Here is a 22472-nt window from a genome sequence, read left to right as displayed (position 1 = left end):
CTCTATTCGTTTATCCCCATAACCATGGTCCCAACGCCGTCGAATTCTATCACCATTTCATCGCCGGGTTTAACCTGGCTGACGCCTTCGCAGGTGCCGGACATCAGGATATCGCCGGGATGCAGGGTGTAGAATTCTGACGCCCAGGCAATTTGTTTGGCGACGGACAGGATCATGTCTTTGGTGTTGGCCTGCTGGCGAATTTCGCCGCTGACTTTAATGTTGAAGTTTAGGTCCTGCGGATCAGAAATTTCATCTCGGGTGACGAACCAGGGGCCGAGCACCGCATAGCTATCAACTGATTTCCGAAAGCTTCGGTCTTCTGGTCCGCGGACGACCATATCCAGCGCAATGGCGTAGCCCGCGACGTAATCAAGCGCGTCTGCTTCAGAAATCTCTGATCCGACTTTGCCGATAATCACACCCAGTTCTGCCTCGTGATCCGTGCGCCGATCTGGAAAACGAAGCGTCACGCCTGCTGATGGCCCAACCAAGGCGCTGTTAGCTTTCAAGAAAAGACCTTGGTCGGCGAGACTGCGCTTTGGTTTGCCGTGGTGGATGTTGGCATCGGCGAAGGTTTCGTCCACATGCTTTTTATAATTCTGCGGCGTGCCCATAATTTTTGTTGGGTTGGCGACTGGGCTGAGCAGATCTAATCCATCAATTGGAATACCTGCCACTTTGTCAGCCAGGGCTTCCATCTTGGGACGCAGGGTATCAAGGTTTGAGATCAGTGCATCGCCCAGCGGTGCCGGATAACGGTAGGACGGCAGATCGTTCATCACGTCCGTTACATCATGGACTTGATCGCCCCGCACCACACCCAGCCGGTTATCATTATAGCGGCAAAATCTCATCAGGCTTGCTCCAACAATTCAAACATTTCATTTCCAAACATATCTCGTGCGTCGTCCAACAACGGGCCAACCGCGGCGACAAATGCGGCGTGTTCTTCATCGCTCAGTTCCACGATCTCACAGCCTTCATCCAAGAGAGCTTGTTGGGCGATGTCTTCTTCCGCCACGGCCCATTCCTGCTGCATCGGAATGACGTTGGATATTTCCTTTTGGAAAGCTTCGCGGATGTCATCAGGCATGGCTTCGAATGAATCCCGATGCGCGAATATCGGCCGCGAAATATAGAAATGATTGCTGAGCGTGTGATAGGGATGAAACTTATGCACGCCATAGGTCACGGTATTGGCGAGCGGATTTTCCTGCGCATCCAAGGTGCCTTCGACGACACCCTTGATGGCTTCAGACAGGTCAATTCGAAGGGGGTCTGCGCCCAAAAGTTGGAAGGTTCGCACCTGGATGTTGCTTGGCAGCACGCGCGTTTTTAGGCCCTTCATGTCAGCTGGCACATGCACTGGGTGCAGCTTGTTGGAAATATGCCTGAAGCCGTTTTCGAAATAGCCCAAGATGCGGTAATTGCAGATGTCTTCGATGCATTTGCTGAGGTGTTGCCCCAGACCACCCGCCATGGCGTTTCTTGCCTGTTCGTTGGACTTGAACAGGAACGGCAAATCCACGAAACCCAGTTCCTTCACCCGGTCGGTCAGATAGCTTGACGACTGATAGCCGACGGTCAGCAGCCCTTCCTCAACCAACCACAAGATTTCTTCCCCCTTGTAGCCCAAGTCCATGATATTCCAAACGTATTTAACGTCCACCCTGTCGCCGAACTGGGCTTCCAGGGCGTCGCCCACCCGCTTGAAGGCGCGGCTAAAGGTCGTCGTCGGCGGGCCGTAGCCGCCGAATTTAATTTTTACGGGTTCAGTCATGTAGTAGTAGTCCTTCGCTCAGTAATCTCAAACAACGCACCGAATTCGCGTGTATCGCGGTAGAAATCAGGTAGTGGGGGGCCGTCGGGCAGACCGAGCCACAGCCGCACCATGTGGCGGCGGTCATCCAGGGCTTCAAAATCCTCATAGGAATCGCGCGCGTGAAAGGTGACGTGGTTGAGGCCGATCACAATCTGGCCCGGTTCCATGTGGTAGGAATACTGAAATTCCGGGTCGGCGCAGAGTTCGTCCAGGAGATCGAGCGCTTCGGTTTGAGCATCGGTCAAGCGCGGCACATCATCAAAGCGCTGGGCAAAGCGGATGTAGGCACGTTTCTGTATGGCATAGGGGCGACCATCGTGAAGGGTCACAACAGGAATTTTCTGAACCGGCGGGCGGCCCGGCAGTTCTTGACCCCGTGCATCAAAGTGAAAGGGCTGGGTCAGAATTTCCGCCAAGTCTGGGCGCCGGTCTTGTATTTCTGCGAACAGGGCGGGCACGCTGGCGATTCGTGAACGGCCGCCTAGCTTGGCCTGACGACGGCACATCAGCATAAAGACATCACCGCCGTCGTTGTGGAATTCTTGCTCCAGGTTGGTTTGATAGATGCGCACATTGTCTTGAGTGATATCAGCCCCGGTATCGCGGATATCATGGATCAGCTTACCGGCGGCATCTTGCGGATGGGGGGCACCCAAATTCAGGCCCAGCATCCAGAACGCGTTGATCATCATTTCTGACGACCAATCAGGAAGACCGCTTAACAGCGCCAATCCTGGCCCGTGTTCGACCAATTCCCGAATTTCTGCCATCTGTGCCTTACAGTGGAGCAGGGGTGTTCCTTCCAAGGTGATATCTGGCGGGGATTTATCGCCCAAATTACCGACAGCGGCTTCCAACTCAGCGATGGCAGAGGTGCTTAATTCTAGCCGCCAATCGTCCCGATCCGCCAAGTCCGCGGCTTTCCAATACGCGGGGTCATTTTTTAGTTTGATAGACATGGGGAGACTTTAGCGCCGCCAGAAGGGTGACGCCAGACCTAGGCAAAAAAAGCCCCTCGGCTTTTATACCGAGGGGCAGGTTTTGCCGTTGCATTTAATAGCAACGTGCAGGGGATAAAAAGGCGGAGTGATCGGTCCTTGGTGCCAACAGGAGGGGCTAAAAACACCAGGCCCAACCACCCCGCGGGTAACGCTTTAATGAATCTGGGGGCTGGGCATATTGCTGTCGCAGTCGGTAACCTTAAAGAACGACCATTTACAATTGCGGTGTTCTTGGCTCAGGTAGCCAACGCTGAATTGAATGATGTTTTCGGTGCAGTGCATGACCTTGTAGGGGTGGCCGTCCCGCAAGATCGCATAGTGGTCCATAAGATGTGCTGACATTTGTTTTCTCCCATTCCCTTGTTTCAGTAATTAAAACTCTAAAGGAGGGGTGTTAACTCAGAATTTCAGAAACCTTTCAAATATGTGAATGAGTATTAATAAGGGTGAAATCACCGTTTAGATAAAAAAACCCCCGGAAAACCGGGGGTTTTAAGTGATCATGTTATTCTGATTTTATCAGTTGCATCCCTTCAAACACTGGGCATTGCCATCGAATTCCATCGTCCGGCCTGATAGCGGGACATGGACAGGAATGGAACGTACGCCCTTGATGAAGGTTTCGGCCCTGGTGCCGGGAACGACTTTACCGCCCTTAGTGGATTCCTGGTTGGCGTGGGTCATGATTGCAGCTTTGGGGCGGATCAATTCATTGACCGCCCAGGCGGCTTCTTCCGGCCCCATGGTGAAGATATCGCCGATGTTCATAATCGCCAACTCAGCGCCATAGTAGCGCCGAACGATGGTATCCATATCGGATGTGTGGCCGGTGTCTGCGGACAAATAGACGACCAGACCATTGGTGAAGTTAATAACGAACCCGCTGTCCGGGCCAGCAATGGCAGTTAGGCCATTTTCCTTCATCATTTTGCCGAGATCGCCCTTGAGAAGTCCGGGGGACGCGCCGTAGGCATGGATGGCTTGAACGGTGGCAATTTTAATTCCGTTATAGGTTCGCTTGCCGCCGAAGCGCAGGATGTCCATCTGCTTTGGGTCTCCACCAGCCCACTTTAGACGGGGTTTGAAGAACGCCCTCATGTGGCCGCCCCCAACCAGCTTCGCGCCCTTATTGGCAGCGATTTTGACGGTCAGAGATTCCGGCATGGCAGAGACTTTGATGCCGGGCTTGCCGCACGTGCCGGCACCGACTTCCGGGATATGTTTGGCGCCAATGTGATCACCGTGAAGCGAACTGATCAACACCACGTCAATTTTCCCCAGCCGTGGATCATCCGGCCCGGCAACGGTCATACCGACATCAAACAGAATGCGTGTACCGTTTGGATCTTCTAAAACAAAGGCCCGGTCACGGGCACAGAATTCACCATCGTGACTGCCCAATGGTGTGATTTTAACATTTGCGGAATACGCCGGTGCGCCATAGGCACCGGTAAACATAACTGCCGCCACGGCAGCAACGCATAACTTTTTCATTGAACCCTCCCGAATTTAAATTTTTGATTGATCCATGACGCAAATTCACGGGTGTGATGTCAACTTAATTCAGCTTGGGGGCGCAAGGGTCATATTGGCGGGTAGAGCCTGAGATTCCGGGACTTAGTCCCAATTCTCAGTCATAGAGGTCTCGTTGAGTAACGATTCTGTGGTCTTAGAATCCTCCTGGTCGGTGGTAGGCGTCTTTCGTCTGTGAAATTGGTTTTGCCACAGCCTTATAAGACCAGAGGGCGTCCACTTGTTGGCCTGCCATGTATTCAGCGTTGCTTTCTGCGGCGAATTCGGTCGCCAGCATGACCGAAAAGATCTCGCCGTCTTTTAAAATCGCGTAATACCGCATGGGTGCCGCCGACATGATCTTTTACCTGCTCTACTCTGTTTAGGATTTCACTATGACAGAGCGATGTGAACAGGTGATATGGAGTGTATGACGGTGGTGTTAATGGGTGTTAATAGCCAAATTACCCCGTTTCCACAGGCGTATCGGCGTCTGCACCCCATTCATTCCACGACCCGTCATAGACAGCGGCATTGGTGTTACCGAGCAGATAAAGCGCCAAAAGCGGGATGTTAGCTGTAACCCCGGAGCCACAGCTGTTGGCGATGGGCAGGCCCAGATTAACGCCTTGATCGGAGAATATATCGGTCAAGCTATTCGCCGGCAGCATGGTGCCGTCGCTGGGGTCGAGCAGGACCTTATATGGGACATTGACGCTGCCCGGAATATGGCCCGCCTTTATGTTGGGGTTCGGACCCGGGTCTTCGCCAGTGAAACGAGGGTTGGCCCGGGCATCAATCACTTGCTCAGAGTGACTGCTGACGTTGTCCTTCATTTGTTGGATGGAGCGGACGAGGTCTTTATTCAGCGGCTTTCCGGCGTAGGATGTTGCTGTAATAGAGGGGGCATCGCCTGTCACAGGGCGATTTTCCGCCTCCCATTTAGGCAAGGACCCATTTAGCCAGGAAACCTTGTCATGACCAAAGCAGCGGAACATCCACCATACCCGAGCTGCCGCTGACATTCCGCCAATATGATCGTAGGTAATCACGTGGTCTTCGGCAGAAATTCCAAGGGCGCCAACCTTTTCGGCAAATGCGTCTGCTGACGGCAGCATATGGTTCTTTCCGCCTGGATTATCCGAAATGTCGTTAATATCGAACCACACAGCACCGGGAATATGCTTTTTGTTGAATTCATCGATGGGATTGATCGTGATTCCCGGCATGGCGTAGGTGCAGTCGAGTACTTTTACGCCGGAGGCTTCCAGGTTTTGGGCCAGCCATTCTGTTTCGGCTAAGGCGTCTGGGTTGGTGTATTCCATGATTATATTCCCTAAACCATCCAAGGCGGGCAGGGCAGGCCTTTGGATTTTAAGAACTCAACGTTGAACAGTTTGCTTTGATAGCGACTGGCGTAGTCCCCCAGCACGGTGACGATGGTGTGGCCGGGCCCCAGGTCCTTGGCCATGCGCATGGCACCGGCGACGTTGATGCCGCTGGATGTCCCCAGCAAAAGGCCTTCTTCCTGAATCATGTCATAGAGAATCGGCAGCCATTCGTTATCTGAAATCTGATACGGCATATCGATTTCGAGGCCTTCCAGATTGCCGGTGATGCGGCCTTGGCCAATGCCCTCGCTGATTGAGTCCCCTTCGGATTTTAGTTCGCCGTTCTTATACCATTCATACAATGCCGCCCCAAACGGATCGGCGAGCCCAATTTTAATGTCTTTGTTGCGCTCTCTCAGCGCGGTGGCGACCCCTGCCAAGGTTCCGCCCGTGCCGACCGCGCAGATAAAGCCATCGACCTTACCTTCGGTTTGGTCCCAAATTTCCGGGCCCGTGCCTTCGATATGGGCTTGGCGGTTGGCGACGTTATCGAATTGATTGGCCCAGATCGCGCCCTTGGGTTCCTTTGCCGCCAGTTCTTCGGCCAGGCGACCTGAATAGCGGATGTAGTTGTCTGGGTTCTTATAAGGCAGGGCAGGGACTTGGATCAGTTCCACACCACAGGATAGAAGCGCGTCTTTCTTTTCCTGGGTCTGGGTCTCTGGAATGACGATGACAGAGCGGCTGCCGATGGCGTTTCCGACCAAGGCAAGACCGATACCTGTATTACCTGCCGTGCCTTCAACAATGACGCCGCCGGGCTCCAACCTGCCGCTGGCCAGCGCGTCCTTGATGATGAACAGGGCTGCGCGGTCTTTTATTGAGCTGCCCGGGTTCAGGAACTCCATCTTCGCCAGGATTTCGCATCCTGTTAGTTCGGACGCCTTTTTCAGGCGGATCATCGGCGTGTTACCAATGGCGTCGAGGAAGTCTTTGCGAATTGCCATACGTTCGGTCCGTTCGTAAATTAAAAGAATGAAAGGCGTAAATTGGAAAAATGAAAGGTAGCGGGGGGGTAAGGGCTAATCAAGCCCACTTGATGCGAACATCATCCCGATTGATCTGTAACCATTGCAGAACGTTTGCCAAGACCATGTTTGCGACCTTGCCGGTGCGTACCCAATCAAACGCTTCATCCGCATCGGCGACGAAAACCCGAATATCTTCATGTTCGTGCGCCAAGCCATGAACGCCACCCGCTTTAGACGCATCGACCCGTCCCAAGTAGGTAAAGCACGATTCAGAACTGCCGCCTTGGCTGATAAAGAACTGATTGAGCGGCATCATATCCAATAACTCGCAGCCCGTTTCTTCTTTAACTTCACGGCGCGCGACGTCATCGGGGCTTTCGCCTTCTTCGATGATACCGGCGACGGCCTCAATCAGCCACGGCGCGTAGTCATTCGGAAACCATGGCGATGCCGTGGCGGCTAAAACACCGGGGCGAAATTGCTCAACCAAAACAACCTGATCTAAATCTGGATCATACAGCAGCACGATACAGGAATGGCCGCGCTCGAAAATCTCGCGGGTCATGATGTCTGTCATGCCGCCTTCAAACCGCTTGTGACGTAGTTTGTATTGATCAACCCGAAAGTAACCTTGAAAGACAGTCTTGTGTTCAATCACTTCGACATCTGATTTTTTCATCAATTTAGTCTTCCCTTGGGTTGCGCGAAGACCCTTTATTGAGGAGGATGGGGCTCAATTCAAGGAACCTTTGACGGAGCGGTGAACTTGCACGGAATTATAGTAACTTTAAGTCTTATTGGAGCCGTGTTGGTAAGTGCGTCTTCTATCGTTGTGGCGGAGCCTGACGCCCCGAAGAGTAAAAAAGAGCAATCATCAGATGAGAAACTCAAGGCCGCAGAACAAAAATTAAAAGAGCTTAAAGCCGAGGCTCAGAAGGGAGACCGGGAGTCACAGTATGTGCTCGGTCGCTCCTATGAAATCGGCCAAGGCCAGGAGCGAAATGTTTATCAGGCCGCGCGCTGGTATCGTCACGCCGCTGCTCAGGGTCATGTGAAGGCTCAAAACGGCCTGGGTCGGTTGTACCTTCTGGGACAAGGGGTCATTCGCAGCCGCGTTCATGCGGCAACTTGGTACAAAAAGGCTGCGGCCAACGGAGATAAGCTGGCTGCGGAATTGATCAAGAAGCATAATCTCGATAAGCCGCTGAAGAAGCTTGATCAAGCTAAGATAAATGCGCTCGAGAAAAAGGCGCAACGGTTTGATGAAGAAGCGAGTCTCGCGCTCGGTAAAATCTATTTTGAGCGCCAAGGCACGGCAAAGGATTACGAGACCGCCGCAAAGTGGTTTGGGCGCGCGGGTGACCAGGGAAATATAGATGCTCAATATCTCTTGGCCAGCCAGTACGAACGCGGATGGGGGGTCGAGAAAAACACCACAAAGGCATTTCAGCTTTATAATTTTGCGGCCGAAGAAGGGTCCAAATTAGCGCAGGTCGCCGTTGGGCGATTTTATGAGCATGGAATTTCCGTCGAAAAGAATATTAACATTGCTTTCAAATGGTATCTAAAGGCGGCGGAACGCGGCAATGCACAGGCTCAGGTCAGGGTTGCAGAGGCCTATGCGGCTGGCAGTGGGGTCGAAAAAGATACGGGTGAATCAATTAAATGGTACCGTGAGGCGGGCTTAAATGGGGCGAAGTTAAGTCCGCGTCGAATGGCTAAAATTGGCGATGCCTACTTGGCCGGGCGCGATACAGACCTGGATCGGGAAGAAGCTCGGAAATGGTACATTAAGGCGGGCGAAAAGGGCGACCTTGGTGCAGTAAGAATGCTCGGCCTGATGTATATGCGAGACCGCAAGGAAGAGGTCGATTACAAAGCTGCGGCTAAATGGCTTAAGCTCGGGGCTCTTAAAGGGATCGCATCTTCGCAGCTTAACTTAGGCGCGCTTTATGCCAATGGCTGGGGGGTTAAGAAGAACTCTACTGTTGCCGCTCAGTGGTTCCAAAAGGCAATGAAGCAAGGCAATCATGCGGCACGATTTAATGTTGGCGTCATGCAGTACTATGGAATTGGCATGCCTAAGGATAGGAGCAAGGCACTGAAGCAAATTACCAAGGCCGCACTTGATGGTCATGGCGGGGCGGCCCAGTGGTTGGGCAAGAATCAGATCCGCGTGCTAACACCTGGTAAAAACTACGTTCGGACAATTAACGGCCGAAGATACATTTATGTGGAGGGAAAGGGGTACCGCCTGCTCGAATCCCAATAAATTCCATTAAATCTTAAGTAATTGAAAAGGTCAGGACACGACCCGTTCTTTTGGAAACTCGATGGTAACGGTTGTCCCGACGCCGGGTTTGCTTTCAAGATTGAGGGTGCCGCCGTGGGCTTCGACCAATCCGTGGGTGAGGGGAAGCCCAAGGCCCGTGCCTTCTCTGCTTATGCCGAGGGTGGTCTGTATCTGGCCAAATTTTTCCAGTGCCGTCGCAATTTCAGCTTCATCCATCCCGACGCCACTGTCTTCCACCTTATAGATAAATCCACCGTTTTGTCCCGCGCCGCCGGTAATTTTCACCGGTGTATCCTCAAGTGTATATTTAACCGCATTGGATAGAAGGTTCACCAAAATTTGTTTTAAGCGCCGTTTGTCTGCACGGAGTTTTAGGCCGTTTCCGGCGACGAGATTTTGCAACTTAATTCCATCTTTTTCAGCCCGCGGTGTGACCATCAAGATGGCTTCGTCAGCAATCTGTTTCATATCGACGTCGGATTCATGCAATTCTAATTTCCCAGCCTCAATCGCCGACACATCAAGAATATCGTTGATGAGATCCAACAGGTGTATGCCTGATGAATGGATGTCGATTATATATTCTTTCTGTTTGTCGTTTGCGAGATCGCCAAAGATATTCTGGCTAAGGGTTTCTGAAAATCCGATGATGGCATTGAGAGGCGTGCGAAGTTCATGGCTCATGTTGGCAAGGAATTCGGACTTTGCTTGATTAGCAGATTCGGCGCGGGTGCTTGCTTCAATTAGGTCTTCTTCAATGCGTTTGCGTTCCTCAATTTCACCTCGCAATTGCTCGGTTCGCTCGTGGATACGCGTTTCCAGGTTCTCTGTATGGTCTTGTTGCATCTTCCTTTCAGACCGTATCCGATCTTCTTCGGCAAGTTTTTGCTGGGTAATATTGGTGGAGACTCCTCGGTAGCCCAGAAACTTTTTATTGTCGTCGAAAACGGGGATGCCACTGTTTAAGACATAAAAACCATTCCCTTCGGATGAAGAGGTCGATGTTTCCAAATCTTTAAAGGGGCGTCGAGCCTTCAGGTCTTCTTCAAATTTCGTCCATTTGCCGCTTTCTGACTTTAGATCGTTGGTTGTTACCAACTCTTGCCGGGTTTTCCCTAAACGTTCATCAGGCTGAAATCCGGTTATTTCAAAATAACTTTGCGAAATGTATGTGAACCTGTGATCCGAGTCGGTCTCCCAGAACCAATCAGAGGCAGCATCAGCGAAATCCTTGAAACGACGTTCGCTTTTCCGAAGTTCTTCGGCGATGTGTTCGCGTTCTTGAGCGCTGGCGGTAAGCCTCCGATTAAGCTGTAACGTCGAATAATACCGCCAAGCGCCCATAAAGAATGTCATTAAAACCAGGGCCATGCCCATGACAAGCGCGATACGATCTGTGGTCCAATAGGTGGCAGGCCGCCCAAAATGACGTGCATAGATTGTTCCGAATTCAGACGAAGTAATAAACTCTTTCACACCCCGATTGAGGAGTGCCTGAAGCTCAGATTGTCCTTTTTGGACGACCATTCCCCGTTTAATTTCAATAAGGGGAGAGCCCACGATCTTGAAGCGATCTGTTATGCCACCGTCCCGAGCCAACTTTTGAAACACAGGTTTTGGGTAAGCTACGACATCCACTTGAGCGGATAGCAAACCAAAGAGTGCACTTGGCGCGTCTGCAAAAACTTTGCGTTTTACATTTTTTCGTCTTGCGAGAATTCGGTTTGCCGCATTGGTTCTCGTAACGCCAATTTTGCGTTGGTGTATATCGTCCATCGTCTTTATTTCGTGACTGTCACTGCGGATGAAATAAACGATTTGGAATGTCTCGATAGGAGCGGTGAAATCATAAATTTTCTTTCGGGATTCCGTGATGCCTAAACTGGGAAGCGCATCGATCTCGCCTTCGCGCAAAGCCTTGTGCATTAGTCGTCCGCTTTTAAAGACCTTGAATTTAATCTTTAAACCAAGCCGACGTGCGATCGCCTTTGTTGTATCTATTGAAAAGCCAAAAGTTTTGCCATTTTTGTCGAGTTGGTAGTACGGAGGAAAGTTGCCGATGGCGCCGAAGATAATTTCTTTGTTTAGATCCGCAGCAGCAGTTTCACATAAAAAAATGGAGAAGAGGCAAAGGATACCGATTGCGGTTTTTACTTTCCGCAGAAACGTTCTTGTATGCTGGAATGTTTCCAACAAATCCTTTTTGCCTTTAATTATTGCCTTAAAATTTACACCGAATATTCTTTGAATTTAAAATATCTCGGTCTTAAATTATAGAAAAATTCTAAGACTAATGGAATAGTATTGATTATCCTTTGGTAATGGTTTCGTGTGTTCAGCATTAGTGTCTTGGCTATTTCTTCGTCTCATAAGTGGTGATCGCCTTTTTCAGGTCGTCGAATTCTTCACAGCCGAAGGTGCAGAGACTATCTAATTTTTCCAGCTGTGCTTTGGCGGCCTTCAAGTTGCCGGTCTGTAAATAAAGCTCACCTAAATATTCCCGCGCGCCACGGTGACCAGGATTGATCGCCAGTGCCTTTTTATAATAAGGCAGTGAGACTTTGAAATTGCCCATTTTGCGGTAGCTATAGCCGAGGTAGTTCAGCGCATCCGCATTATTCGGATTGGTTTCGATGACTCGCTGAAAATTCCGAATGGCGAGTTTGTAGTTGCCAGCTTTCAAAGCCGACTTCCCGGAAGCAAAATCGACGTCAGATTTTGAGGGTTCGTCATCAGAGGACCCGGCGGCGTTAACAGGAGTGTTCAGGCCAGACAGCCCTATCACGATGGCGAGGAGGAAGATAAAGAGAATCCTGATGTACATGGTCAAACGCTCCTAATTTGATCAGATTTAAACGAGAAGCGATAGTATAAAATTTTGAACACTATTGGAATTGATGACCATCACACCCCCCATTACTCCTATGCCATTGGGGTTGACGTTAGTTGCATCGAAAGGGCAAGGTCAGTCGAATAAAAAGACGGGCAACTCAAGCGGAATTCCGTCACGGGGAGAATTTTATGCGGGATCGAATCCTGGGCATCGGTATTTTAGCCCTGTCGATAACTTACTTATATTTAACTTATTCGCTTCCGGTTGAAGATATTGGTGATCCTATTGGTCCCCAGTTGTTTCCATATTTAATCGGTGTGGGATTATCCCTCTGTGGTATTTTCGTCTTCATCGAAGGTCTCAAAGAACAAGATGACTCGCCCGAGCTCGGCGAACAGCGCGTTCCCAGTCGCCCCCTCGCGATTATCGGTGTCATGGTCTGGATCGGATTATACTTCACCATCTTTGAGTGGTTCGGATTTGCGATCTCTTGTTCGTTGTTCCTGCTCGGTATGATGTCGGTTTTCAATCGCGGACATCTTCGCACCAACGCCATCGTGTCGGTTACATTTTCATTCAGCATTTACATCATATTCACCCAGCTTCTCGAGGTTAAACTCGCTCCGGGACCTCTTTTCTACTAGTAGAATTCATCAGGCATATGGAAACAATCGATCACATAATGAACGGGTTTAGCGTGGCCCTGCAGTGGCAGAATATTTTATTTCTGTTTATCGGCGCGGTTCTGGGTACCGTCATTGGTATGATGCCGGGTATTGGATCGTCTGCAGGGATCGCACTGTTGCTGCCGATGACCTATGGCATGAACCCGATCCCGGCACTGATCATGCTGTCGGGCATTTATTATGGCGCGATGTATGGCAATACGGCGTCGGCTGTGCTGATCAATACTCCGGGCTCTGCCTCTGCATCCATGACCACTGTGGATGGCTATCCTATGGCGAAGAAGGGGCGGGCAGGGGCTGCGTTGGCGTCGGCTGCCGTGGCATCATTCGCAGCCGGGACCATCGGGATTTTGGGGTTGTCGTTCTTAGCCATCCCGTTTGCCGAGTTCGCTTTGCGATTTGGCCCGGCTGAATACTTCATGCTGATGTTCTTTTCCATGTCGGCGGTCTCGTCGCTGGCGGGGAAGTCTCCTGCCAAAGGACTATTCGCTGCGTTCTTTGGATTGATGATCGCGACCATCGGTATGGACCTTCAAACCGGCATGCCGCGCTATGTGTTTGATGTGCCTGAGTTGCAAACAGGGGTGTCGTTCCTGATCGTTATCGTTGGCATGTTTGCCCTGACCGAAGTCTTCGTGAACATCGAAAAATGGTTCATGGGACAACTTATGCCGGTGAAAATTCAAGGTAGCCTGCTGATGACCTTGGATGAATGGAAGCGTTGCTGGCGGCCGATCATCAGAGGCGGTTTAATCGGTTTCTTTATTGGAATACTACCGGGCGCCGGTGGCACGATCGCGACCGTGATCGCCTATTCAACAGAACAAAAGCTATCCAAAAACGGCCATGAATTCGGCACCGGCGCAATTGAAGGCGTCGCTGCCCCAGAGGCCGCCAATAATGCCTCAACCTGCGGCGCGTTTGTGCCTTTGTTGACGTTGGGAATTCCTGGGTCCGGTACGACCGCAGTCCTGCTGGGCGCGTTTATTCTATACGGCTTGGAGCCGGGGGCTGAATTGTTCGACACCCATCCAGAACTGGTCTGGGGCCTGATCGACAGCATGTATCTCGGCAATGTGTTCCTGATTATCTTAAATTTGCCCTTGATTGGTATCTTTGTTCGAATGCTGTATCTGCCGCCGGGTATTTTACTCTCGATTATTCTCGCCGTGGCGTCGGTGGGAATTTATTCCATCAGCAACAGCACTTACGATTTATATGTCCTGCTGTTCTTTGGCGGGCTCGGATACGTCTTCCGCAAGCTGAAAATTCCAGTGCCGCCGTTGATTCTGGGGCTCGTCCTGGGCAAGTTGATGGAGCAGTCTTTCCGCCAGGCGTTGATCATTTCTGATGGCAGCTTAAAGGCTTTGGTCACGGGCCCGATCTGCATCATCTTGTTGATCTTGGCGCTGACGGCGATGTTCCTCCCGGCCATCATATCCTTTGTACGCAACAGACGTGAAGCGAGCCTTTAACCATTGACCTAAGTTAAATTCCACATTTGAATGTCGTTCGTGAAATCTAATAATCAAACGGGGAGAAAAATTATGTTGAAAAAATTCAAATATATAGCATTGCCTGTCGTAGGTTTTGGTCTTCTAGCACTGACGAGTGGCGCGACACCTGCGGATGCCGGTTGGAAGCCGTCACAGAACGTTGAGATTTCAACGACGTGCAAAGCCGGCTGTGGTCCAGACCGGATTGCCCGGATGCTGCAGAAGATTTGGAAGTCTGAAAAGCTCGTCGATGCAGACGTGATTGTTCACAATAAAGCCGGTGGCGGTGGTGGGATCCAATTAGGGTACATCGATGCGCATCGGGGTGACGGTCACTATTTGGGCATCGCCAGTGCGAGTGCGTTGTCGACGTATCTCACTGGGCGCACCAAAATCGGCTTACACCAAATGACCCCGCTTGTTGTTATGGGGCAGGCCTATATTTCTACCGCTGTTAAAGGCGACTCGCCCTACAAGGACGGTAAGGCCTTGCTGGCACAAATGAAGAAAGATCCGAAGTCTGTTGCAGTTGGAACAGCGACGAGCCGTGGTAATTCAAATCACATGGCAATTTCACTGGCGGCGCTTAAGTACGGGATCGATCCGGGTGCCTTGAAGTTTGTAATTTTCCAATCCGGACGCATTGGCCGGACCAATCTTTTGGGTGGGCACGTTGATGCCGCACAATCAAGTATTGGTGGGTTCATCAAACATCATAAAAAAGGCAAGCTTCGTATCGTCGCTGTTGCGGCACCTGAGCGTTTGGGCGGCGCGGCAAAAGACATTCCGACCTGGAGAGAGCTTGGTGTCGATGCCGTGGTTGCCAACTTCCGAGGAGTGTTTGGCCCGAAAGGCCTGTCCGCCGACATGATTTCTTATTGGGAAGGTGTTCTTCGCAAAACCGTCGAAACAAAAGAATGGAAGGGTTTTGCCAAAAAACGGATGCTGGCTGGGAAGTTCCTGGGCCATAAGGAATTCGTGAAGTTCAAGGACGAAAAAGACGCTCAGATGCGTGTTGTCTTAAAGGCATTGGGGCTTCTGAAGCGCTAGAAACCAAATGCTGCGATAATAAAGCCCGGTATTCCCTTTAGGAGTACCGGGCTTTTCTTTGCCTAGCCGACCGCCGTTTCGCCCTCTGAACTGATCAGCACGAAGGCGATGACGCAGGGTTCAGTGCCGTTGTTGACCCAATTGTGAATCGTTGCCCGCTGGACCAAAACGTCGCCAGCTTTCAAATGCACAACAGTATCATCCATTTCCATATCAATTTCGCCGGAGATAACCACCGCGTAATCAATGCTGTCGGTGCGGTGATTGCGCGGCGTGACGCCGGGGAGGTATTCGATGACCCGAAAGACTGATCCCCCAGGGATGGTCGTTGCGATCTCTCGGGCACCGTTGTCTTCGCCGTTCTCTTCGATCTTGATGGGTAGTTCTTCCGTGGTCCAGATCAACTGGCGGCTCATATTGGGACGGCGGCTGCTTTGGTATTTATTGGCGTCGTCGAAAACCACCACGGCCTTGCCGGCTTTATCGTGGCCAGTGATAACCCTTCGTACATTTAGTGCCATTTGAAGATATCCTCTTGAAATAAATTAAACATCCAACCCTCATTCATACTTCTCAGTCCTGGAGGGCTCCAGGATCCGTTGTCAGAGAATTATTGGATATCTAACTTTAGGCTATTTTGAACGGCTGGAGAAAGCCGATTTGAAGGTCTCGGTGAACAGGCGGGCGACGCGGGTGATGTCTTCGAAGGCCTTGGCGAGCTTTTTGCCGTAATCGTTATCCACCGGGGCATTGCGGAATTCATTGGCGAGTTCGCTGCCACGGGCTAAGTTCACAATCTTTTGCCCGCCATCCGAAAGCGTCACGGTATCGCGGATGGTGCGCTGGGTTTGCGGGGCCTCTGGTGCCTCTGGTGCTGCACTAGGTTTCGTGGCAGCGGACGTAGAGGCAGCTTTGCTCGCCGCGTCCTGACGGGCGTTAAAGATGTTGATAAAGAAATCTCGAATCTCGGCCATTTCTTGCCCTTCAACCAGCATTTTGCTGATCATTTTCGATTGCAAAATCACTATAGCACATCGCGTGTGTTTGTAAAAGTTGAGGCTGGAAAGGCATTGCAGCGGTTCCATGCCCAAAATATCTGTTGTCTTAGGCCACCCTATCACTCGGACTGGGTGGTGACGCGGCGTGACCAGATATTGTAATTTTTTTCCATGCTGACTAGATTGATGCGTTGAAGGAGGGCGAAGATGAATTCTACGGACCTATCCACATTGAAGATCTTGGTGATCGATAATGAGGCGCACATGCGTACATTGATCATTCGAGTCTTGAGCGATCTTGGGGTCAAAAGCGTTATGGAAGCGGAAGATGGCAACTTCGGGCTTGAGGCTGTTCGCCGGTCGCGCGGCGAATTTGACATTATAATTTGCGATTTGGATATGCCGGAACTAGACGGTTTCGGTTTTGTTAAAGCCCTACGTCAGTCACCGAACCCCAAACATAAGGACATTCCCGTTCTGATCGTATCTGGACACGGTGACATGGCCAATATTCAGGAAGTCGTAAAAGCGGGCATTCATGGGTTTGTCACCAAGCCCATTTCGAGGCAGTCGCTGGAACTCAGGCTGACCGCTGCGCTGAATTCTCCTCCCATCGACCCAACCCGTTTGAAGAAATAGCCGGCCTCTAGCGCCGTCTGACAAACAAAAAGTCGCCACCTTCGTGCCCGGCCTTGCGGACGTCTGCATATTCCGGCGTTTGGTCGGCTTTCAGCATCACCGGTCGGCGCAATTTGCTGAACATGTTCGTTCCGTCCATGACGCCTTTGTTGGTTCTAAGAAGATTGAGGAATGTGGAGGCGAAGGGGGAGTGGTTGCCGCCGGCGCTATCAACCACCGGTTCCAACCCGCCAGAGGTCATGACCAGGCGCGCGCGTTTCTTTGCGACTTTGCGCACGTAATCAGGCATGTGCGCTTGAACCTTGATGCCGCGCACCAAGGTGCCAGAATAACAACTGTCCGCCATTACCAGAACATGCTTGGCGTTCAGCGCCTTCAGGGTGTCAGTGACGTCGACTGTCGAAAGCCAATCGCGCCGACGATTTGCTTTGGCATCAACTGGCAGCCAGTAGCCCCGGTCAGAGCCCTTATCCAACCAACCGTGGCCGGCGTAATAAATCAGCAAGTTGTCTGCGCTGGTTAACTTTTCTCGGTATTCATCCAAGGCGTCGAGGATATTGTCCCGGCTGGCATCGGTCAGAAGCTTTACCTTAAAGCCATAGAAGGTTCGTAGAACATCAGCGATGCTTTCGGCGTCAGTCTTGGCGGTTTTCAGTTTTCGGAGGTGTTTGTAGTTGTTGGAGCCAATGATGAGCGCGTGGTAGGCGCCGAATTGAACGTCCGCATATTTAGCGAGATTAAGTTCGATCGTCGTTTCTCTATTTACGTTGGCATGCTGGGGATGTGGGGCCACGGTTTGAGTCGTCGAAGGCGGTTTTAAACCAAGGAACCACGTCAGCAAGGCCTTCTTCTTTGAGGCAAAATCTTGTTCATTAATAAGGCCATTGGCGCGAAGTTGATGCAGACTTGCCAATTGCTGCTTAAGAATATTTGCCCCACCAATGGCAGAGGCGCTTTGTTTGGCTTTGTTCAATTCCAGGGCGGCAAGGCGGGTCCTTTCTATTTCGGCAAGGCGTTTGCGCTCAGCGTCTGCCTCTTTTTTGCGTTGGATTTTTGCAAGTCGAATTGTTTCTAAGCGTTGACGCAGGGCACGGCGTTTGGCTTCATCGGTCTTGCGGGCTTTCTCAGCGGAGACCAAATTATATTCGGGTTTTAACTCGTCCTTATTAAGCGGCCTGATGACTAATTTCGATCCAGTCGGGAATTTTACTTGCTCCAATATCATTTGTTCAAAGTGGCCGTTTGGGTGGCCATAGGTGGCCTCTTTACCGCTCCAGGTGCGCTCAAATTTGAGCATCACGCCGGTGTCTGGATGAAGCCAAACGGTTTCAACAAACTTTCGACCCTCTTCGGCCCAGGTCGAACACGCACAATTTTCAACTGACAGACCTTTGGTGACAATTTTGACCGACGCGTAGAATTTTCCGCCAACATATAACGGTCCAATGGAGTCGACGACAGAGGTGAGAGACCACACCTGCCAATACCGGGGGGGCCAGTTCTCTTCTATTTTATAGGTGATCTTATTGCCGACTTTTAGAGGCCAGAAGGCGTCTACTAGTTTTTTGTTATCATCGCTTAACTCGGTTTCAATATTGCCGTGAAAAGGTGAATAGGGATCGCCTGTGATCTGTACGATGTTTCCGTAACGGGTGTAGGGATCAACCTTGGAAGATTCGTAAGTCGTGGCATTCCCATCAATTTCTGTGACTGAAATTGAATCTTTTAAGGGGCCGTAGATGAGTTTTGTGCCGACGGGGGGCGACTTGTATTGGATTGTCTTGTCTGCTTCCGCTGCTAGCGCGTGCAGAGACATTCGAGCCCCTGGTAAGCCGACAAATAGAATTAAAGCAGCAACAAAAAATAACGTCTTCGGCAATTCAATCCCCCTTAGAATAGCGCTTCAGCTTAACTATCTACTTGTGATAATGGAAGGGGTAGGGGGATTATTCCGGTAAGTTGAATGCTATTGTATTCAACCGGCTTCGTTTTCGTCATATTTACTCAAATTTTTGTCGTAACTTTGTTTTGAAGATGTTGGTTTATTTGATATTTGACTTAAATATGTATATACATATAATGGTTATGCCATTGGAATTTTAGGAAGTTGGGAAAACCCATGAGTGATCAAGACCCCATGCCTGCGGAAATTTTACAGCCGGGAGATTGCGTCAGTTATCGGCTTCGTCGGGCAGCTCGTACAGCTGCAAGATTTTACGATATGGCTTTAAAACCGTGTGGTTTACGGAATACCCAATTTACCCTTTTGGCCTCGCTCCGGCGGTTTAAGGAAGCCAACATTGGTGATTTATCTGAAGCTTTGGCGATCGATGGCACGACCCTAACCCGCAATTTGAACTTACTTGTGAAAAAGGGCTTAGTTGAAAATTTTGGGATGGACGATGGGCGGGTTAGAAACCTTCGTCTTTCTGAACTGGGCAATGCAATGTTTGAGGAGGCTTTGCCGCTGTGGCAGGAGGCACAACACCAAGTTCTCGTCGCTCTGGAGCCGGAACCTTGGTACGTGTTAAGGGCGCAACTTGGTAAGATTGAAGTCGCCTGTAATCCCGAACGATAAAAATTTTCCCCAATTATATGTATATACAACTTTCTCCATGGAGACCTAAAATGTCAGCTATAACCTACGATACAAAACCTGAATCCCGTTTTACCGAGAAAGCCATTTTTATGGTAATCTTAACAGTGTGGTTTGGCCTTGCAGCGGCCGCCGGAATGACCGGGGTTTTCACGGCGGGGCCAGATGCCCTTGTCCGTCCGATCCTTCTTTCAGTCGCCGTGCCAGTGGCGACGTTCCTCGCCTTTTACGTCGGATCAAAGCGGTTCCAAAATTATATCCTAACCCGTGACATCCATTTTTTGACCATGCTCCAATCCTGGCGTGTGTTGGGATTTACGTTTCTGATGCTCTATGCGTGGGGCACGCTTCCGGGTTTTTTTGCCTGGCCAGCGGGTGTGGGTGATGTCTTGCTCGGCCTCAGCGCGCCGATGATCGTGCTAACTCTCATCCGTCGGCCAGATTTCGTAAAGAGTCGGCGTTTTATCGTGTGGAACTTGTTAGGTCTGTTTGATTTTATTGTCGCGGCGGGGACAGCCATGCTCACCGCTGGCAGCATCCCAAGTCTGATCAGCGGGACTGTAACCAGTGGGCCGATGGAGATATGGCCACTGAACCTGTTCCCAAGTTTCGGCGTCCCAATCTTCATCATCCTGCACCTGACGGTATTGTTTCAGGTGATGAAAATGCGGCGGGGGATGTAAGAGAGTGTGCTCAGTCGCAGTGAGTGCCAGGAACGATTTACTATGAGACGACGGGTTAGCAAATGTGTAAGATGCGTTGCGCGAGGTCGTTCCTGGAACGCTGTTATAAAATGTCGAATTCATGGGAAGTAGATGGCAAATATTCAGTCCTCAAGATTTATCTCTTTGATCCAACGCATCCTCCAAGGCGAGCCTCGGTGGCAGTGGGCGCCGATATTGCTGGCACGGGTATCTTTGGGCGCGTTCTTTGCGATTTCGGGGTGGAATAAGCTGTTTAGTGCCAAGCATGGCGAAAGCTTGCTCAAGACCATGGTTGAGGCAGGGATCCCGTTTCCTGAGTTCATGTCTGTGTTCTTGGCGTCGGTCGAGTGCTTTGGCGGGATGTTTTTGATTGTTGGGTTTCTGTCGACGTTCTGTTCGATCGCGCTCACCATTGCCATGATCGTCGCCATCGTGACGGTGGAGATTCATCACGCCATTCCGGCGGGCTTGGGGCCTTTGGATTGGCTGGATTGGTTCTTGTACCTGCCACAAGTCCTCTACGTCATTATGTTCGTCTGGTTGATTATTACCGGCCCTGGTCCAGTGAGTGTTGATCACATGATCGCCCGGCGGTTGGGGGTCGAGAGAGAGGACGGGGCGTAGCTTCTTTTTCTAACTACATAAAAAATAGTTGATTGCTACATTTCACGAAGTATCTAGATTTCGGCATCCCTCCTATGGTCGGCTCCAACATGAACCGCGACTTAGGAGTAAGACCATGACATTAATTGCAATCGCCTATAAATCGAACGATTCAAAGGCAGAACGGCTGAAAACGTTGGGCACAAAGGCCTTAAAAGGGTTTTGGTCTCTGTTTCACCGTTCCAAACGCTTTGATCTGACCGGTTTGTCTGATTACCAACTGCGCGATCTTGGTCTCAGACGGGATCAGATCAATGCAATCAGCCACGGTGGTATGATGCCACAAGTATCTAGAGGCAGTGGGCGCGTGATCAAAGCTGACTTTCAGGGAAAAGAAAGTCTGTTTGAGGTTCCCGAAAACCGACTGGCGGCGTAACCGCGTAAAGCTTTTGATCTCTTCTCAATCCGAGTAGTCTTTTTTGGAGTAAATATAAAAAAGCGCACAGGGAGTTGGGACCAATGGCGGACAAGTACGATATTATCATTCTGGGGGGCGGAAACGCCGGGTTTGGTGTTTCCGCAATCGCCCACGAAGCCGGCAAGAAGATCGCCTTTATCGAAGAGCTAGATTTCGGCGGTGTCTGCCCCAACCGGGGCTGCACGCCGAAGAAGGTTTTCGTCGCGGCTGCCCATTCCCTGCATGAAATAGAGCTTGCGGAAGTTCACGGCATCACCGTCGGCGAACCATCGCTGGATTGGGCCAAGATGGTCGCCCGTAAGGATGACATGATCGGCTTCCTTCCGGGGGCCATGGAAGGCTTGGCCGGCAAGCGCGGGGATGTCTTTAAGGGCACAGGCAAGTTCGTCGGCCCTAATTCCATCGACGTAAATGGCCAAGTCCTTGAGGGTGATAATATCGTCATCGCGACAGGCTCAAAGCCGCGCCCGCTGCCGATCCCGGGGGCGGAGTTGATGATCACGTCAGACGAAGTCTTGTCGGAAGAGACCCAACCAGACGAAGTCGTCTTCATCGGCGGTGGCGTCATCGCCATGGAATTCAGCCATGTCTACGCCAGAGCTGGCACCAAGGTCACGATTTTGGAAGTCATGTCGCGCCTTTTGCCGAAGATCGAAGGCGATGCAGTGGCAGCAATCCAGGCCGAAAGCGAACGCATTGGCATTACGGTGAAAACCGACGTCGCAGTCAAAGAGATCATTGAGACGAACGGCAGGCTGCAGGTAGCCTATCAAGACGAAGGCGGCGAACACACAGTGCTCGCTGATCGGGTCGTAAATGGCGCGGGCCGGGTGGCCAACGTCGACACCCTTGATCTGGATGCTGGAAACGTAAAGCACGATCACTTAGCGGTTGAGATTGATGAATATTTGCGCTCGACCTCGAACCCGTCCGTCTGGGTTTGTGGCGATTCATTGGTGACATCAGCTCAACTGTCGCCGATTGCCAGCTACGAAGGCCGGATTGTCGGCCAGAATATTGTAAATGGAGCCTCAGTTAAGCCGGATTACAGTGTTATCCCCAGTTGCGTCTACACCGTGCCCGCGCTCAGCACGGTGGGCCTGACCGAACAAGAAGCCGCAGACCAAGGTCTGGACGTCAAAGTCACCACCAACGACATGCACGACTGGTTTTCAGGCAAGGCTTACGCGGAATCAGTTGCTTTTGCGAAGGTGCTTGTGGATGAGAAAGAAGACAAAATCGTCGGCGCCCACATGGTCGGCCACAACGGCGAAGACCTCATTCACCTGTTCGCCATGGCCATGCGCCACGGAATTGCTGCCAGCGCCCTAAAAGACGACATCTTCGCCTTCCCAACGTTTTCGTCGGATGTGAAGAATTTGTTTTAGGGGGGGAG

General features: G+C 51.1%; 24 protein-coding genes. 10 read left to right on the top strand and 14 right to left on the bottom strand.

What is annotated here, in order from left to right; translation table 11 throughout:
* Positions 1-2 precede the first annotated feature (2 nt).
* The 9 genes from HOM51_19910 to HOM51_19870 form a co-directional block, all read right to left on the bottom strand.
* Positions 3-857 (bottom strand): fumarylacetoacetate hydrolase family protein, encoded by an 855-nt coding sequence (locus tag HOM51_19910; GenBank protein ID MBT5036784.1) that lies wholly within the window; start codon positions 855-857, stop codon positions 3-5.
* Positions 857-1783 carry a TRAP transporter substrate-binding protein gene (locus tag HOM51_19905; protein ID MBT5036783.1) on the bottom strand — a complete coding sequence of 309 codons (927 nt, stop codon included), beginning with the start codon at positions 1781-1783 and terminating at the stop codon, positions 857-859. The genes HOM51_19910 and HOM51_19905 overlap by 1 nt, the downstream gene beginning before the upstream one ends.
* Positions 1780-2784, bottom strand: a complete 1005-nt coding sequence (locus tag HOM51_19900; protein ID MBT5036782.1) for a TauD/TfdA family dioxygenase — start codon at positions 2782-2784, stop codon at positions 1780-1782. The genes HOM51_19905 and HOM51_19900 overlap by 4 nt, the downstream gene beginning before the upstream one ends.
* Before the next feature lie 195 nt (positions 2785-2979).
* Positions 2980-3168 (bottom strand): hypothetical protein, encoded by a 189-nt coding sequence (locus tag HOM51_19895; GenBank protein ID MBT5036781.1) that lies wholly within the window; start codon positions 3166-3168, stop codon positions 2980-2982.
* 177 nt (positions 3169-3345) lie between these two features.
* A complete protein-coding gene (locus tag HOM51_19890) occupies positions 3346-4320 on the bottom strand; it encodes an MBL fold metallo-hydrolase (GenBank protein MBT5036780.1) in 975 nt (324 codons plus the stop codon).
* Between the two features lie 175 nt (positions 4321-4495).
* Entirely contained in the window at positions 4496-4696 is a 201-nt protein-coding gene (locus HOM51_19885) for a hypothetical protein (GenBank protein ID MBT5036779.1), read from the bottom strand.
* 106 nt (positions 4697-4802) lie between these two features.
* Positions 4803-5663, bottom strand: coding sequence for a sulfurtransferase (locus HOM51_19880; GenBank protein ID MBT5036778.1), 861 nt, complete (start codon positions 5661-5663; stop codon positions 4803-4805).
* Between the two features lie 11 nt (positions 5664-5674).
* Positions 5675-6676 (bottom strand): cysteine synthase A, encoded by a 1002-nt coding sequence (locus HOM51_19875; GenBank protein ID MBT5036777.1) that lies wholly within the window; start codon positions 6674-6676, stop codon positions 5675-5677.
* A 79-nt stretch (positions 6677-6755) separates the two neighbouring features.
* Positions 6756-7379: an NUDIX domain-containing protein gene (locus tag HOM51_19870; protein ID MBT5036776.1), complete on the bottom strand. Its 624-nt coding sequence runs from the start codon at positions 7377-7379 to the stop codon at positions 6756-6758.
* Positions 7380-7466: 87 nt separating this feature from the next.
* Here HOM51_19870 and HOM51_19865 point away from each other — a divergent pair, with 87 nt between their 5' ends.
* A complete protein-coding gene (locus HOM51_19865) occupies positions 7467-8972 on the top strand; it encodes a sel1 repeat family protein (GenBank protein ID MBT5036775.1) in 1506 nt (501 codons plus the stop codon).
* Between the two features lie 30 nt (positions 8973-9002).
* On the opposite strand, the gene HOM51_19860 is transcribed toward HOM51_19865, so the two are convergent.
* The gene (locus tag HOM51_19860) at positions 9003-11189 is read right to left on the bottom strand and encodes a transporter substrate-binding domain-containing protein (GenBank protein ID MBT5036774.1); all 2187 of its coding nucleotides are present in this window, start codon (positions 11187-11189) and stop codon (positions 9003-9005) included.
* Positions 11190-11346: 157 nt separating this feature from the next.
* Positions 11347-11817, bottom strand: a complete 471-nt coding sequence (locus HOM51_19855; GenBank protein MBT5036773.1) for a tetratricopeptide repeat protein — start codon at positions 11815-11817, stop codon at positions 11347-11349.
* A 197-nt stretch (positions 11818-12014) separates the two neighbouring features.
* On the opposite strand from HOM51_19855, the gene HOM51_19850 reads away from it, so the two are divergent.
* From HOM51_19850 to HOM51_19840, 3 genes are all read left to right on the top strand, one after another.
* Positions 12015-12470 carry a tripartite tricarboxylate transporter TctB family protein gene (locus tag HOM51_19850; protein MBT5036772.1) on the top strand — a complete coding sequence of 152 codons (456 nt, stop codon included), beginning with the start codon at positions 12015-12017 and terminating at the stop codon, positions 12468-12470.
* A gap of 17 nt (positions 12471-12487) precedes the next feature.
* Complete coding sequence (locus HOM51_19845) at positions 12488-13987, top strand: tripartite tricarboxylate transporter permease (protein MBT5036771.1); 1500 nt, start codon at positions 12488-12490, stop codon at positions 13985-13987.
* A gap of 72 nt (positions 13988-14059) precedes the next feature.
* Positions 14060-15058 carry a tripartite tricarboxylate transporter substrate binding protein gene (locus HOM51_19840; GenBank protein ID MBT5036770.1) on the top strand — a complete coding sequence of 333 codons (999 nt, stop codon included), beginning with the start codon at positions 14060-14062 and terminating at the stop codon, positions 15056-15058.
* A gap of 62 nt (positions 15059-15120) precedes the next feature.
* Here HOM51_19840 and HOM51_19835 read toward each other — a convergent pair whose 3' ends face one another.
* Together HOM51_19835 and HOM51_19830 are read right to left on the bottom strand one after the other, a co-directional pair.
* The gene (locus HOM51_19835; GenBank protein MBT5036769.1) at positions 15121-15579 is read right to left on the bottom strand and encodes a cupin domain-containing protein; all 459 of its coding nucleotides are present in this window, start codon (positions 15577-15579) and stop codon (positions 15121-15123) included.
* A gap of 111 nt (positions 15580-15690) precedes the next feature.
* Entirely contained in the window at positions 15691-16032 is a 342-nt protein-coding gene (locus HOM51_19830) for a hypothetical protein (protein MBT5036768.1), read from the bottom strand.
* A 231-nt stretch (positions 16033-16263) separates the two neighbouring features.
* Between HOM51_19830 and HOM51_19825 the strand changes: the two genes are divergently transcribed.
* Entirely contained in the window at positions 16264-16695 is a 432-nt protein-coding gene (locus HOM51_19825) for a response regulator (protein ID MBT5036767.1), read from the top strand.
* Between the two features lie 7 nt (positions 16696-16702).
* Here the strand turns inward: HOM51_19825 and HOM51_19820 are convergent, their stop codons facing one another.
* On the bottom strand, positions 16703-18574 hold the full coding sequence (locus HOM51_19820; GenBank protein MBT5036766.1) for a hypothetical protein: 1872 nt from the start codon (positions 18572-18574) through the stop codon (positions 16703-16705).
* A gap of 240 nt (positions 18575-18814) precedes the next feature.
* Between HOM51_19820 and HOM51_19815 the strand changes: the two genes are divergently transcribed.
* From HOM51_19815 to HOM51_19795, 5 genes are all read left to right on the top strand, one after another.
* A complete protein-coding gene (locus HOM51_19815; GenBank protein MBT5036765.1) occupies positions 18815-19273 on the top strand; it encodes a winged helix-turn-helix transcriptional regulator in 459 nt (152 codons plus the stop codon).
* A 50-nt stretch (positions 19274-19323) separates the two neighbouring features.
* The gene (locus HOM51_19810) at positions 19324-19974 is read left to right on the top strand and encodes a hypothetical protein (GenBank protein ID MBT5036764.1); all 651 of its coding nucleotides are present in this window, start codon (positions 19324-19326) and stop codon (positions 19972-19974) included.
* A 132-nt stretch (positions 19975-20106) separates the two neighbouring features.
* Positions 20107-20619, top strand: coding sequence for a DoxX family protein (locus HOM51_19805; GenBank protein ID MBT5036763.1), 513 nt, complete (start codon positions 20107-20109; stop codon positions 20617-20619).
* 115 nt (positions 20620-20734) lie between these two features.
* Positions 20735-21034 (top strand): DUF1127 domain-containing protein, encoded by a 300-nt coding sequence (locus HOM51_19800; protein MBT5036762.1) that lies wholly within the window; start codon positions 20735-20737, stop codon positions 21032-21034.
* A gap of 83 nt (positions 21035-21117) precedes the next feature.
* Positions 21118-22464, top strand: coding sequence for an NAD(P)/FAD-dependent oxidoreductase (locus tag HOM51_19795; GenBank protein ID MBT5036761.1), 1347 nt, complete (start codon positions 21118-21120; stop codon positions 22462-22464).
* Positions 22465-22472 lie beyond the last annotated feature (8 nt).

The organism is Rhodospirillaceae bacterium, from assembly GCA_018660465.1.
GTDB lineage: Bacteria > Pseudomonadota > Alphaproteobacteria > Rhodospirillales > JABJKH01 > JABJKH01.
This window is presented reverse-complemented; position numbering and strand designations above follow the sequence as displayed.